This is a genomic window from Nonomuraea mesophila, from assembly GCF_004352805.1.
In the GTDB taxonomy this organism is placed as follows: domain Bacteria; phylum Actinomycetota; class Actinomycetes; order Streptosporangiales; family Streptosporangiaceae; genus Nonomuraea; species Nonomuraea longispora.
This window is the reverse complement of sequence record NZ_SMLD01000217.1, coordinates 1-14,160: the sequence shown is the minus strand read 5'-3', so window position 1 is coordinate 14,160 and position 14,160 is coordinate 1. Positions and strand designations below refer to the sequence as shown.

Genomic DNA, 14,160 nt, shown 5'->3' with positions numbered 1-14,160 from the left:
CGGCGATGCGGGTGAGGAGCGGGGTGGGGAGGCGGGGGCGCAGCCGTACGGGTTGCCGGGCAAGCCGCTGGCCCGGGGCCCGTTCCTGTTCGGCCTGGTCGGCGGGCTGGGGGTGCTGACGGCCATCGCGATCGCCCAGATGGTGGTCAACTCGATGAGCACGATCATCCTGGTCGTGGTGGCGATGTTCCTGGCCGTCGGGCTCAACCCGGCCGTGGAGGCCCTGCAGCGCCGCGGGCTGGGCAGGCGCTCCTCGATCTCGATCGTCTTCACCGGGGTCATTGTGGCGTTCGTGCTGTTCGGGCTGGCCGTGGTGCCACCGGTGAGCAAGCAGTTGTCGGAGTTCATCGAGGCGGTGCCCGGCTACATCACCGAGCTGAGCAGCCATCCGACGCTGCGCCAGCTCGACGCCGACTACCAGCTTCTCCCGCAGTTGCGGACGTTCGTGACGAGCACGCTGGGGCCGTCGCTGGCCACGGGGATCATGGGTGCGGGCCTGGTGGTGCTGAACGGCGTGTTCACCACGGTGACGCTGCTGGTGCTCATGCTCTATTTCCTCGGCTCTCTGCACACGATCAAGGACTACCTGCTCAAGCTGGTGCCCGCCTCGCGCAGGCAGCGTACGCGCGCGATCAGCGAGGAGATCCTCACCGGCATCGGCGGTTACGTGGCGGGCAACGTGCTGATCTCGGTCATCGCGGGCGTGGTGGCCTGGATCTTCCTGTCGATCGCGGGCGTGCACTACGCGCTCGCGCTCGCTCTGGTGGTGGCCATGCTGGACCTGGTGCCGCTGGTGGGCGCCACGATCGGCGCGGTGTTCGTGAGCGGGGTCGCGCTGCTGCAGTCGGTGCCCGCCGGGATCGCGTGCGCGGTCTTCTTCGTGCTCTACCAGCAGGTCGAGAACTACTTCATCTACCCGAGGGTGATGAAGCGCTCGGTGGACGTGACGCCGGCCGTGACGGTGATCGCCGCGTTGTTCGGGGGCGCGCTGCTCGGCATCGTCGGCGCACTGCTGGCCATCCCGGTCGCGGCGGCGATCTCGCTGATCATCCGCGAGGTGGTGCTGCCCCGCCAGGCCAGGGCCTGAGCTGCGCGCTCAGGCCCGCGGAGCCAGGGCTCACGCCCGCCGGGCCAGGTCCCGGAGCGGACTCCCGGTAGCGATCAGCCGGGCCCGCCGAGCTCCGCCCTGAGAAACTCCGTCACCGCGGCGTTGAAGGCTTCCGGCTGCTCGACCGCACTCAGGTGGCCGGCCTTCGGGATGATCTCCAGCCGTCCTTCCGGTACGGTGCGGGCCATCTCCTCGGCGTCGGAGGGCGGTGACAGTTCGTCCTCCTCCCCCACCACGACGAGCAGCGGCACCTTCAGCGCACGCAGCGTCTCGAACGAGTCGGGACGTGCGGCCATCGCCCGTTGCGCCCAGGCGACGGCGCCCGGCGGAGCCGACTGCACCAGCCCTTTGACCCGCCCGAACACCATGGCCCGCCGCTCCTTGGTGGTCGGCCCGATCAGCGCCGGAAGCACCTCGCTGACCAGCACCTCGCTGCCTTCGGCCACCACGGCCCTCGCGATGCGCTCCCTGTTGTCCCTGGCCGCCGGCGGGTCCTGGCTCGCCTTGGTGTCGGCGAGGATGGCGCCGAGCACGCGATCGGGATGCCGTCGGCAGAAGGCCATGGTCACGTAACCGCCCATGGACAGCCCGCCGACCACCGCCCTGTCGATGCCCTCGTCGTCGAGCAGCCTGGCGACGTCGTCGGCCATCAGGTCGAGTGACGGCTCGTCGTCGCCCAGCCGCGAACCGCCGAAGCCCCGCAGGTCAGGTGTGATGACCCGGCACACCTTGGCCAGCCCCTCCCGCTGCGCCAGCCACATGGCCGACGACAGGGGGAACGCGTGGAGCAGCACCACCGGGATCCCCGTCCCGGCCGATCTCTTATAGAGCTGCACGGGCCCCACGGTAACCCGGTTCACGGCGACAATCACTCAATGTCATAGGACGATATCTCCATTGCCCCCGACCGCCTCCCCTAAAAAACCCCAGAGCCACCTATAAGGCCATATTTCCGGCGGGCCTACCCCGCGACAGCGGTGGCTCCCCCATCGACGAACACGACCTGCCCCGTCATGTACGCCGCCGCCGCGCTCGCCAGGAACACCGCCGGCTGCGCCATCTCCTCCGCCGTCCCCCACCGCCGCATGGGCACACCCGACACCGTGGCCGCGTTGGCGGCGTCGTCCTCCCAGAGGTTGCGGTTGAGGTCGGTCGCCGTCCACCCCGGGCACAGGGCGTTGACCCGCACCCCGGCCGGCGCCCACTCCACGGCCAGCGTCTTCGTCAGCGCCACCAGCCCGGCCTTGGCAGCCGCGTACGGAGCCAGGAGGGGCGCCCCGAGCGCCGCCAGCGACGCCACGTTGACGACCGCGCCGCCACCCCGTTCCAGCAGGTGCGGCGCGGCGGCGTGGCAGACGGCCATGGCGGTGTCGAGGTTGAGCCGCATGATCTTGTCCCAGCCGCTCAGCCGCAGGTCCTCGAACGCGACCATGAAGTTGGAGCCGCCCGCGTTGTTGACGATGACGTCGAGATGGCCGAGGCCGTCGATCGCCGCCGCCACGGCCGCCGCGGCGGCGTCGCGGTCGGTGAGGTCGGCGGGCACGACGAGCGCGCGCCTGCCGAGCGCCTCGACCTGCTTGCCGGTCTCGGCCAGCGCGTCGGCCGACCGGGACACGAGCGCGACGTCGGCCCCGGCCTCGGCGTAGGCGAGCGCGATGGCCCGCCCGATCCCCCTGGACGCCCCGGTGATCAGGGCCTGCCTGCCGCTGAGATCGAACGCGCCCACGCCGCCTCCTCCGCCTCGGAAATCGCCCCAGAAAACGCCACAGAAAACGCCACAGAAACCGAACGTCATTCTACGAATTCCGTACGAACGATGCGAGGGCCCGCCCCGGGAAAGGGCCGGCCCTCGCACCGGATCACGGGTCAGAAGCCGCCGAGGAAGAGGTCCAGGGCGTCTCCCAGGCCGCCCTGGTCGATCCATCGGGTGAACCGGCCGCCCGTCTCGGCGATCGTGCCGGTCCGGGTGTTCTCCGGTTCGATCTTCTCCGGCTTGAAGATCTGCTTCTCACCCTGACCGCTTCCGCTGGGACGGCCCGCGTTCGACGGAGGCCGGCCCTGGGGGTACATCCGGCCGTTGCCGTAGACCGTGTAGGACTGGGTCGGCTGCTGCGTGCCGTCGTTGCGCCAGATATGGCTCGGCCGTGGCTGGGCCGGCTGCCTGTTCACCTTCGGCGGCGACTGCCGCTGCGTCGACCGGTGGCTCGTCGGCCGGCTCGCCGGGCGCGACCGCGCCCGCTGGACGCCGCGCGGGACCCGGCCGGCCCGCCTGTTCCGTGCCCTGGAGGCCGCCACAGCACGCCTCCTCGCCGCCGCCTCGCGGGCCTCCTTCCTCGCCTTCCTCCGCGCCGCCGCCGCGGCCCGGCGCCGCGCCGCCGCCTGCTTCGCCTTCCTGGCCTTGGCCGCCGCTCGTTTGCGCGCCGCCGCCAGCGCCCGCTTGCGCGCCGCGGCGGCCGCCTTCCTCCTGGCCGCCGCGGCGGCCCTCTTCCTGGCCAGCGCCGCGGCACGGCGCCGGGCCGCCGCGATCGCCGCCCGCCTGGCCGCCTCACGCCTGGCCGCGGCCAGCGCCGCCCGCCTGGCGGCCGCCTGGGCCGCCCGCCTGGCCGCCCACCGGATCGCGAGACGGACCCCGATGCCGGCCGCGAACCAGAACAGCTGACCGTCGGGGTCACTCATGGTGACGGGGCTGTTGTTGGCGTAGGCGTAGGCGTTGAGCTGCTGCGGGTCGAGGTCGTCGATGACCGGGTCGACCGACAGGAACCGGCCGTTGCGCGCGTCGTACTCGCGGGCCCCGAGGTGGATGAGCCCGGTCGTCGGGTCCTTGGTGCCGCCGACGAAGGCGCGCTGGCCCGGCCACCATGGCGGCGGCGAGCCCCGGTCCTCCCCGAACGGCGTCTGCCTGCGTACGGCCAGGTCGCCGTTGCCGGCGTTGACCGCCGCCTGCGCGGTGCCCTGATGGTCGTTGGCCAGGAAGTAGACCTGGTCGTCCGGCGTGCGCACCGCGATGGGCTGGTCGTTGACGGTGTAGTAGCGGGTCTGCTCGACGGCGTCCTTGGCGAAGTCGAAGCGCAGCTCCATGTCGTCGACGTAGAGCGTGGCGTCCACCGGCGTCCTGCGGATCAGCCGCTCGCCGTCCGCGTCGTAGACGAACGACGTCGTCTTGCCGGCCTCCGTCACCGACTCCAGGTTGCCCTCGGCGTCCCAGACCAGGGTCTGGTCGGAGCCGCCGACCTTGCGCCTGGTCGTGTTGCCGGTGGCGTCGTACTCGAACAGGTCCGACCCGGCGCTCAGCAGCGCGTGCGGCCGCTGCTCGCCCGGCTTCGGGTAGGTGGAGGTCCGCACGGTCTCGGGCGCCCCGCCCCAGGCGTGCTTGGTCTCCTTGACACGGTTGCCGGTGACGTCGTAGGCGTAGCTGACCGCGTACGGGGCCACGCCGCCGATCGTGCCGGACTTCGGGGAGCCGGAGGCGCAGTCGTCCGTGGCCGTCCACGCCGAGGTCATGCGGCGCAGGTGGTCGTAGGTGAAGCACTGCGTGTCCTGGCCGCCCGCCCGCTCGGCGATCTTGGTGATGTTGCCGACGGCGTCGTAGGAGTAGCGCAGGTCCAGATCGGTGTCGGCGGCGCCCTCCCGGTCCAGCCGCATGCTCGTCATCCTGCGGGTGGACTCGTCGTGGGTGTAGGTGAGCCAGGTCTTCTTGTTGCCCGAGCCCAGCTCGTACTGCAGGGTCTCGCCCAGCTTCGAGTAGCGGGTCGTGTTCACGTACGTCGACAGGCCGGTGACCTTGGTCGGCTGGCCGAGCTCGTCGTAACCGTAGACGACCGACTCCTCCTCCAGGCCGCCGGCGGCCGGGAAGCTGACCGACTGCACCTGGTCGTCGAGCGTGTGGCGGGTGTTGAGCTGGTAGGAGCCGGCCAGCTTGCCCTCCCGCTCGGGGATGGTGACCGTCTGGCGCAGCGTGCGGTAGTCGGTGTCGATGGCGTTGATCTCCGCCTTGTACGCCTGCCCGCCCACATAGCGGACGGTGGCGTTCAGGTGGCCCTTGGCCAGGCCGTCGTACTTCCACTCGGCCAGCAGCGGGCCGGTCGCCGAGCCGTCGCGCAGTTCCTTCTTGCGGCCCAGCTCGTCGTAGACGTACCAGAGCGTCTTGCCGCGCGCGTCGGTGGTCGAGACGACCTCGTCGGCGTCGTTGTACGTCATCGTGGTGACGCCCTTGTCGGGGTCCTCGGTCTTGATCTCCCGTCCGCGCATGTCGTAGTGGTGGCGCCACACGTTCCCGGCCGGGTCGGTCACCGTGGCCAGCCGGCCGGCGTGGTCGTAGGTGTACTTGGTGGACTCGTACTCGCCGGTCGGGGTCGCGCCCTTGTACTGGCGCAGCTCGATCAGGCGGTCCTCGGCGTCGCCGATGCGGGTGGTGGCCGTGCCGCCCGGCGGCGGTGTCGTGTGGATCCTGTCGCCCTCCTGCTCGGCGCTCACCCGGTACTTCTCCACGCCCTTCGCCTTGAGGGCCTGGGCGGTCACGTCGCCGGAGCCGTCGAACGTCGACACGATCTGGGTCGGCACGTCGGCGTCGGCCACCGCGAGCAGCTCGGTGGAGGGTGCCCCGGTGGCGAAGTAACCGGTGTTCGACTTGTACTGCTCGCCGAGCGAGTTGTGGAAGGTGTCGGTGATCGTGCGGCCCTCACGCAGCGCGGGGTCGTCCGTCTGGTCGTCGTGAGGGGCGGGCTCCTGGGTCTGGCGCTCGCGCAGCAGGCCGTCGTACAGCTCGTGGCTGGCCGTGTAGCCGCCGTCGGCGCGCAGCGTCTTCGTGGTGACGACGCTGGGGCCGTCGTTGCGCATCAGGTACGAGTACTCCGTGCTGGGCGACTGCCCGGCGGCCTTGCTGCGGTCGGGCTGCCAGACCTTGACCAGGCGTCCGAGCGCGTCGTGCTCCATGTCGACGCGGCGGTTGTTGGCGTCGATCTCGGTGACAGGCTCGCCCCAGGCCGGTTCGAGCAGGGTGCGCTCGACGTGGCCGAGCTGGTTGGTCTGCCGGACCTCGGTCGCGGGGGCGCCGGCGGCCGGGACGTAGGTGGTGACGGATCGGGTGCCGGCCGCGTCCGTCTCGCTGGTCTCGCGGCCGTAGGCGTCGTAGGTGTGCGCGCGGTCGGTGATCGTCTTGCCGTCCCCGGACACGAGCTGCTGCACCTGGGTCACGTCGCCCTTGCTCGGGGCCTGGCCGAAGGCCTTGCCGTCGTACTGCACCCGCTCGTCGGAGATCACCTCCTCGGCGGCAAGCGTGGACACGGCGGTGTCGCAGCTCGCCGCGACCTTCTGGATCCTGCTGGTGTAGTCGAGCATCCAGGCCGAGTCGTTGCGGGCGTAGGTGTAGCGGGTACACTGGTCGTCGCCGTCGGCGGCCAGGTCGCCCTTCTCCTCCACCTGCGTGAGCAGGCCCTTGGCGTCGTACGTGCGCTCCTCTCCGGTACGCCGCCACTTGCCCCCGCCCAGGGCGGTCCGGGTCACCATGGACTTGGCCTCGACGATGTGCGCGGTCTTGGTGATGCCGCCCTGCGTGGACTCGGCGGTCTTCAGCGACCACGGCTCCTCGACGGTCGAGGTCAGGATGGGCCCGCCGTCGCCGTCGTACAGGATCTCCTCCCGCTCGAACCCGGCCAGCTGGTCGAGGTCGTCGAGCTTGCCGCCCTCGGTGTCCTCGACCTGCGCGCTGCGCTTGGAGCCGTCGGCCTGCTTGTCGCCGTGCAGGCCGCGGAAGTAGCGGAACTCCGTGAGCGTGCGCTCGGTGTCCTGGCCGTCGCCCTGACGGACCCGGACCCGGCCGAACCCGCGGAAGTCGGCCCACGTGCGGTGCTCGGGCTTGACGAGGCTGTTGTCGGCGTAGCGCCAGCCGGCGCCGCCGAGGTACTCGTAGTCCGTGACCACGCCCGGCGAGCCCGCGACGCGGTCCGTCTCGACGGTCTGCGTCACCACGTACTTGTGGAACCAGTCGGTGACCTGGGACTCGTCCGGCGGGGCCCAGCGCTGCGGATAGCAGCGTTTGTCGTTCTTGTCGGCGGCGGGCAGTTTGCCGGGCTCGCACTCGGCGGCCGAGTAGTGGACGCGCAGCTCACCGCCGGACTCGTTGTTGACGGCCTGCACCCGCCACTTGACCAGCGGGGCGCGGCCCTCGTCCGAGTCGACCCGGTTGGGCAGCTGGACGCCGATGAACGTGGTCTTGGGCAGCGTGATCGTGCCGCCCACGTGGCCGGTCTGCTGGATCGAGGCCAGCCACAACGCCGGGCTCATGCCGTCGCCGGTGGCGGGGAACTGGTGGGCCAGCGTCCAGGAGTCCACCGCCGCGTACTGACCGGAGCCGTTGAGGATCTGCGTGGTGACCTTGGCCAGCCGCTTGCGGCTGAAGAACGTCGGCGCCAAGCGGTCGGTGCACTTCTGCCCCGAGTTGCAGATCTGGTCGAACGGCACGTCCGGCCAGTGCTTGGCGGTGTCCTTCTTCAGCTGGTCGGCCGCGCAGGTGACCGTGCCGCTGGGAAGGCAGCGCTCGGCCACGTCGAAGACCACGCGGGCGGCGGGCGACCTGGTGAACAGCTCGTCCTTCAGGTAGCCGTAGTCGATGCGGGTCAGGTAGGCGCCGCGCACGTACTGGGTGCCCTGCTCGGGCTTCATGTGGCGGCCGTAGTAGTTGCTCTCCTGGGCGTACCAGTAGGTGGTGGCGTTGCCGTGCGGGTCCACCGCGAAGTCGAGGTTCCACCGGTACGCCTGCCGGCACCAGGCGTTGGCCGGGGTGCTGGAGTAGCACGGCTCACCCTTGTTGTTGCCGAACACCGGCGCCGTCTGCGCCGACTTCGTCTCCGGCTTGCCGCTCGCCCAGCCGGGCAGGCGGTTGAGGCCGAACGTGTACTGCGTGCCGTCGGCGGTGGTGACGCGCCAGTACTCGCCGTCGTTGTCGCCGTTGGTGGCGCCCGTGAGCTGCTCGATCCTGGTGCCGTCGTCGCGCTTGGGCCGCCACTGCTTGGTGGTGGCGTCCTTGACCAGCTCCATGGAGGAGTTGCCGAGCGACAGGGTGGCGTTGTCCTGGTCCCAGCACAGGTCGCCGGTCTTCTTCCCGTCGACCATGCAGGACTTGAAGCGGCGCTCGATGTAGCCGCCGGGGTTCAGCTCGAAGCCCTCACCGACCCAGGACGGCTGGTTGTTGGTGGAGGCGGTACGGCCGTCCACGCTCTGCGAGGAGTAGACGAGCGACAGGTCCGGCTCCTCGCCGCCCAGCGCGGGAGGCGTGCGCATGTCGTACGTCCAGTTGAAGTCGCCCGACTGGGTGCCGACGCTCCAGTTGGCCGAGGGGGACAGGCCGGTGGCGGAGTGGTCGCCCGACTGGCCCGACGCGGCGGCGGTCACGGCGTACAGGCCGTCCGTGGCCACCTCGGCGGTCAGCGTGCCCGCCTTGGTGTCGTTCTCGCTCTTGACCGGCTGCGGCTGGGGGCAGCCGGTGGCCTTGGCGTCGAGGGCGCACTCCGCCAGCTCGACGACCCGGAGCCGGGCGCCGTAGTCGCCGCCGTACGCGTGGCGGAAGCCGGAGTAGTCGATCTCCAGGCGGGTTTTGGCCTCGGCGGCCTTGACCGTGGCCCCCTCGCCGGGCGAGACGCGCAGCGCCAGGCCCAGCCGGCCGGTCGCCTCGGTGTCGAGGATCTCGACCGTCACCGGGGAAGCCTGGGACGCCGCGTTCACGCCCTTCCGCGCGGCCAGCCGTACCGGGAAGCCGTCCGCCTGGGTCTTCGCGCCCGCGCCTCCGAGCTCGGCCGTCTGCGGCTTGGGCCAGGAGACGCCCGGTGGCGCCTGCCACGCCTGTTTCTGCACCGGGTCGGCCATCGGCGGACGTACCGGGACCTTCTCTCCCTTGACCGGCGTCTCCTTCTGCACGGAGGGGGCCTGCCGGGGTTCGGCCTGGGCGGGCATGGCGTACGCCATGGGCAGGACGAGGACGATCGAGAGGACTGTGGCCAGCCGTCGCGGCCAGCGGGACTCCGGTTTCGGCTCGACGAGCCTGTTCCATGAGGAGTCTGGGATGTCTGGATTGCCCGGTTCGCTGGGTTCCTGAAAACGATTCCAGCGGGATTCGGGCAGGTCTAACTCGCTCTGTGGGTCCATGGATCTCTCCCAGTGAGGTGCTGCTAGGGGGGCTTACTGGGTCGGGGACTTAATGGGCAGCCAATTGAGCGATCTGCTCGGCGCTGAGCACACCGTCGTATGTGCGGACGTCGTCGAGGGCACCCGGCCAATAGCCGGTGAAGACGCCCGCCGTCCTGGTCCGGCCCAGGTGCAGCGGGCCGGTGGCGTTCCAGGCACTGATGTGGTCGGTCACGGTGGTGGTGGACAGGCGGCCGTTGACGTAGATGCGCAGCTCACCGGCCAGGGGGTCGTACACGCCGGCCACGTGCGTCCATTCCAGGGGCACGGGAACGGCGTCCGACCGGGTGCGTACGAGGGCGGCGTCGTCGGTGTCGGCGGCGGCCATGCCGAGGGCCCACCGCCCCTGGTCGAAGCCGAGCTGGAAACCGGCGGCGCGGCTGCCGCTCTGGGCCACGGCCGCGGCGGGGCGGGTGGGAAGGTAGTCGAGCTGGGTCCAGGCGGCGACGGTGAAGCCCGTCCTGGTGTTGACGACCGGGGCGCTCGTCCGGGCATGGCCGTCGACGCCGTCCAGCGCGAGCGCGCCGTCCAGCCACCCGCCCGTCCACGAGGCGGCTCCGGACAACGACGCGGCGGTCGCCCGGCCCGAGGAGTCGGCGGCCGACGAGCCGGACTGCTCATCCAGCTTCCAGTGGCCGACCAGCGTGGCAGCGCTGTTGACCAGATCGGCGACCTCGTCGGCGAACATGGCGCGGGCGTAGATCCGCACCTCGTCGACGTCCCCTTGCCAGTGGTCCGAAGCCGCCCCGCCGACCCTTCCGCGGCCGATCGTCAGAGGGCCTGTGGCATTCCATGGTGGTGAGACGGCGACCGTGGACTCCAGCCTGCCGTTCACGTAGAGCGAGATCTGACCGGCCGCCGAGTCGTGCACGCCGGTCAGGTGGGTCCACTCGCCGAGCCGGGGCGCGGCCTGCGACAGGGCGCGGGTCACCGTCGTACCGTCCGCGTCCGCGCCCGTCAGGCTCAGCGCCCAGCGGTCGTCGGCCTTGGCGTACTGCAGCGCGAACGCCCCCGTCCTGCCGCCCTCCTGGGTGACGGCCGTCGCGGAGCCGGCCGTGCCGGTCAGGCGGACCCAGGCGCTGACCGTGAAGTTGCGGGAGGTGTCGACGACGGGGCCGGACGTCTGGGCGTACGAGCCGGCCAGCGCCAGCGCCGAACCGGTCCTGCCGGACGTCCAGGTGGCCCCGTGCAGCGTCGCGGGGTGGGCCTTGGTGGCGTCGGCGGCCACGGCGCCCTGGCCGTCGTCCATCGTCCAGTGCCCGCTCGGCGGCCTGCCGGTGTTGACGTTGAAGACGTAGGTGCGGATCGGGCCGAGGTGCCCGGCGCGGTCCCTGCTGCGCACCGCCAGCACGTTGGGGCCGCTGTGGCGCGGCGTGAGCACGATCGAGGCCGTGCCGTCCGCGGCGGGCTGCGTCTCCGCCTTGGCAGTCGTGTCGAGGCCCCACAAGTAGGCGGCGACGTCGGGGACCCCGTTCGGGGCGAACGCGAACGTACCGGGCAGGCCCACGCCGTCGCTCCAGCCGTTCTCCGTGTAGTCGGGCGAGGAGACCTGCGGCTCCTTGCCGGGGGCCGTGGCGTCCACGGTGGCCTCGCACCAGGGGCTCCAGTCGCTGGTGGCCGTGCCGTCCTCGGCGCGCACCCGCCAGCGGATCAGTGCCCCGTCGGAGAACAGGCTGTTCGGGATGGTCGCGGAGAACGCGCCGCCCGACGAGCCCAGCGGAGTGACGAACTCGCCCGACTTCACCCCGCCGTCGTCGTACCACTCGAACCGGCCCCTGACCGAGTTGTCGGCGTCCGTCAGCTTGGCCCACAACTTGGGCGTGTCGGTGCCGATCACCGGGCGGTCGTCGCCGGAGGCGCACGCACCGCCCGGGTCCGACCACAGGTCCGCGGCCACCGGGGCAGCGGGCGGCGAGTTGTACTCGATGACCAGGCTCGGGTTGTTCCTGAACTTCTTCCAGGCGTACTGGTCGGTCTCGCTGGTCGCCCGCAGGCCGATGGTGACGTTGGGCCAGTTCTTGGCGGCGGCGTTGACCACCTGCGGAGTCACGTCGAACTCGACCCCGCCGGGCAGGCAGTTCGATCCCCACCCCTTGGCGACGTTCTTCGTGTCGAGCTTGGTGACCCACGCGGGCTGCTTGTTCCAGGTGGTGCTCTTGCTGATGCGGTTGGTCGCCCACGCCTCGACCTTGCGGGCGTTGCACGAGTACGACCACGTCTCGTACGTGCGCAGCGTGGCCTTGACGATCTGCTTGCCGTGGATGGCCGAGCCGGTGTTCATCTGGAAGAACGTGCGGTTCTTCTGCGAGTTGACGTGGCCCACCCTGGCGACGTCGCTGGAGTTGAGGTAGTTGGAGTTGGGCCAGTTGCTCCAGACGGCCGTCCAGGCGTTGCGGGCGGCGGAGAAGTACGGGTCGAGGTAGACGGGGAACTGGGTCCCCGGGTCCATCAGCATGTCCCTGTCGGGCCTGAGCCGCAGCCGGCCGCCCGCCAGCCGCACGTCCATCGTCGCCTCCCGCGCCTCGGGCGAGCGGCCCTCCTTGAGCGCCTGCGGGCTCCTGATGCCCTCGGAGTCCCACATCTTCGGGGTGGGCGCGACGAAGATCGTGCCGTCGTTGTCGTCGACCGCCTCCAGGTTGCCCGCCTTGTCGGCCTTCACCGACAGGCCCGAGACCGACAGCGGGAAGTTCAGCTCGGTCAGCCCGGCCGCGGCGGCCCGGGACCTGACCACCAGGAGGTGGGAGAACCCGTCCACGTCCGCGGTGACCTGGAGGTCCACGCCCGGCATGACCTCGGGGTAGGTGGCGGTGTCGCCCTGCAGCGTCGGCTCGGGCAGCGGGCCCGTCCACCCCAGCCGCATGGACTTGTCTCCGCGGGACATGGCCGCCAGCGGGCCGCTGCCTCCGCCGGAGAACGTCATGCCGACCGCCGTGGCGACCGGCTCGACGGCGCCGTCAGGACGCACGCGCAGCGTCGTGTCGACGGGGACCCAGCGGTCGCCCTTGCGCACGCGTACGGGCCGGACGTGCATCTCCATGGTGAGCCTGCCGTCGGGCTGGGCGAACACCTGGCGGGTCTCGCTGCGCATCGATTCGACCTCGACCGGCCTGCCCGACCGCCGGGCCATCACCAGCGCGGCCCCCTCGGTCTCCGCCGGGACCTCCGCCCGGACGTTCGCAGGCCCGGCCGTCCGCTGCGGTTGCTGCTGCGCGGACACCCCCTGCGGAACCACTAAGATCGCCGCCGATAACGCCGCCGCGGCCACTCCACGCATCACCCGCATACGTTCCTCGCCCACTCCTGAGCAGGGGTTACGCGCGGGACAGAAGCGCCCGGCGTCTCCACGATCTTCGGTTGATGATTCGGATTCTCACCCCGGTTGATTCGGTTGGTCCATAGTTCTGCTCATTCTGCTCAAAAAAACCTTCAGTGATCTTGCACACATGGAGGTATCCGCCAACGGCGGTCTCAGACCTCCGTGGGCAGCGGCCAGGCCGCCGGATGCACCCGCTTGACGATCTCGTTCAGGGCGACGCGCACGTACGGCTCCCCCACCCACAGATGCTTGGCCCCATCGACCCCGACGACCTCGGCCTGCGGCACCCGGGCGAACCGCTCACGCGCCTCCTCGGGCCGCAGGTAGTCGTCGAACTCCGGCACCAGGGCGACCAGCGGCCGGCCGAACCCCGCCCAGGCGTCCAGGTCGTCGTCCGTGGCCCTGTGCAGCGGCGGCGAGAGCAGGATCGCGCCCTCCACCAGGGGATCGTGCGCCCACTTCAACGTCAGCTCGGTGCCGAACGACCAGCCGACCACCCACACGTGCGGCAGATCGTGGAACTCGGCGTATTCGAGGGCGGCGGCCACGTCGAACCGCTCACCCTGGCCCCCGTCGAACGTGCCCCCGGAGGTGCCGCGCTCCGACGAGGTGCCGCGGGTGTTGAAGCGCAGCACCGCCAGGTCGGCGAGGCCGGGCAGCCGGTTGGCGGCCTTCTTGAAGACGTGGCTGTCCATGAACCCACCGTGAGTGGGCAGCGGATGCAGCGTGACCAGCGTGGCCACGGGGGGCCGGTCGGGGGGCAGAGCCAGCTCGCCGACCAGGGTCAGGCCGTCGCCGGTGTGCAACTCGATGGGCTCTCGCCGGGCGGGCAGCACGGTCGCCGCGCGAATCTCCTCCATCAGATCCTCCCGAGGGGACCGTCGCCTTGAGACGACCGGAGAATCGGGAGCGGGAGGGCCGTCAAGGCCCGAGCGTGCCCTGACCTGTCACATCTGCGCATCACGGATGTCCTTCCTGGGTTTTGTCGGCGCCAGCCGATATCGTGGTGATGTCGTTACCGAACGTGATGGGAGGTGGGGTGTGCGCAGGTCGTTCACATTCCTGCTGCGCCCCACGGCCCGGCAGGCGGCGGCGCTGGCGGCGTGCCTGGAGGACCACCGCCAGCTCTACAACGCCGCTCTGGAACACCGCCGCACCGCCTACGCCAGGGCGGGGGTGAGCGTCCGGTACGGCGAGCAGTCGGCCGAGCTGAAACACATCCGCGCCGACGACCCGGATGGGCAGGCGCGTTGGTCGTTCTCCTCCCAGCAGGCCACCCTGCGACGGCTCGACAAGGCGTTCGCCGCGTTCTTCAAGCGGGTCCGCGCGGGTCGCGCGCCGGGCTTCCCGCGGTTCAAGGGGCGTGGCCGGTTCGACACGGTGGAATGGCCGAAGGACGGCGACGGCTGCCGGTGGGAATCCCAGCCCGGCCACCCGACCGCCACCTACGTGCGGCTCCAGGGGGTCGGGCACGTCCGCGTCCACCGGCACCGGCCCGTGCGCGGCCAGGTGAAGACGATCAGCGTCACGCGCGAGGGCTCCCGCTGGTTCGTGGTCC

Annotated in this window: 7 protein-coding genes; 2 read left to right on the top strand and 5 right to left on the bottom strand. The window is 71.1% G+C overall.

Translation table 11 applies throughout. The annotated features are described in order from the left end of the window. A partial coding sequence (locus tag E1295_RS43125) for an AI-2E family transporter (protein WP_132640334.1) occupies positions 1-1,087 on the top strand: 1,087 nt, incomplete at its 5' end. Positions 1,088-1,161: 74 nt separating this feature from the next. On the opposite strand, the gene E1295_RS43120 is transcribed toward E1295_RS43125, so the two are convergent. The 5 genes from E1295_RS43120 to E1295_RS43100 all read right to left on the bottom strand — a co-directional run bounded on the left by E1295_RS43120 (position 1,162) and on the right by E1295_RS43100 (position 13,462). Then, positions 1,162-1,944 carry an alpha/beta fold hydrolase gene (locus E1295_RS43120; protein ID WP_166427695.1) on the bottom strand — a complete coding sequence of 261 codons (783 nt, stop codon included), beginning with the start codon at positions 1,942-1,944 and terminating at the stop codon, positions 1,162-1,164. Positions 1,945-2,069: 125 nt separating this feature from the next. Then, complete coding sequence (locus tag E1295_RS43115; RefSeq protein WP_132640332.1) at positions 2,070-2,834, bottom strand: SDR family NAD(P)-dependent oxidoreductase; 765 nt, start codon at positions 2,832-2,834, stop codon at positions 2,070-2,072. 140 nt (positions 2,835-2,974) lie between these two features. Further along, on the bottom strand, positions 2,975-9,067 hold the full coding sequence (locus E1295_RS52090) for an RHS repeat-associated core domain-containing protein (protein ID WP_166427694.1): 6,093 nt from the start codon (positions 9,065-9,067) through the stop codon (positions 2,975-2,977). 229 nt (positions 9,068-9,296) lie between these two features. After that, positions 9,297-12,503: a LamG-like jellyroll fold domain-containing protein gene (locus E1295_RS43105; protein WP_246081080.1), complete on the bottom strand. Its 3,207-nt coding sequence runs from the start codon at positions 12,501-12,503 to the stop codon at positions 9,297-9,299. Between the two features lie 251 nt (positions 12,504-12,754). Continuing rightward, a complete protein-coding gene (locus E1295_RS43100) occupies positions 12,755-13,462 on the bottom strand; it encodes an alpha/beta hydrolase (protein WP_132640326.1) in 708 nt (235 codons plus the stop codon). Between the two features lie 181 nt (positions 13,463-13,643). Between E1295_RS43100 and E1295_RS43095 the strand changes: the two genes are divergently transcribed. Continuing rightward, a partial coding sequence (locus E1295_RS43095) for an RNA-guided endonuclease InsQ/TnpB family protein (RefSeq protein WP_166427693.1) occupies positions 13,644-14,160 on the top strand: 517 nt, incomplete at its 3' end.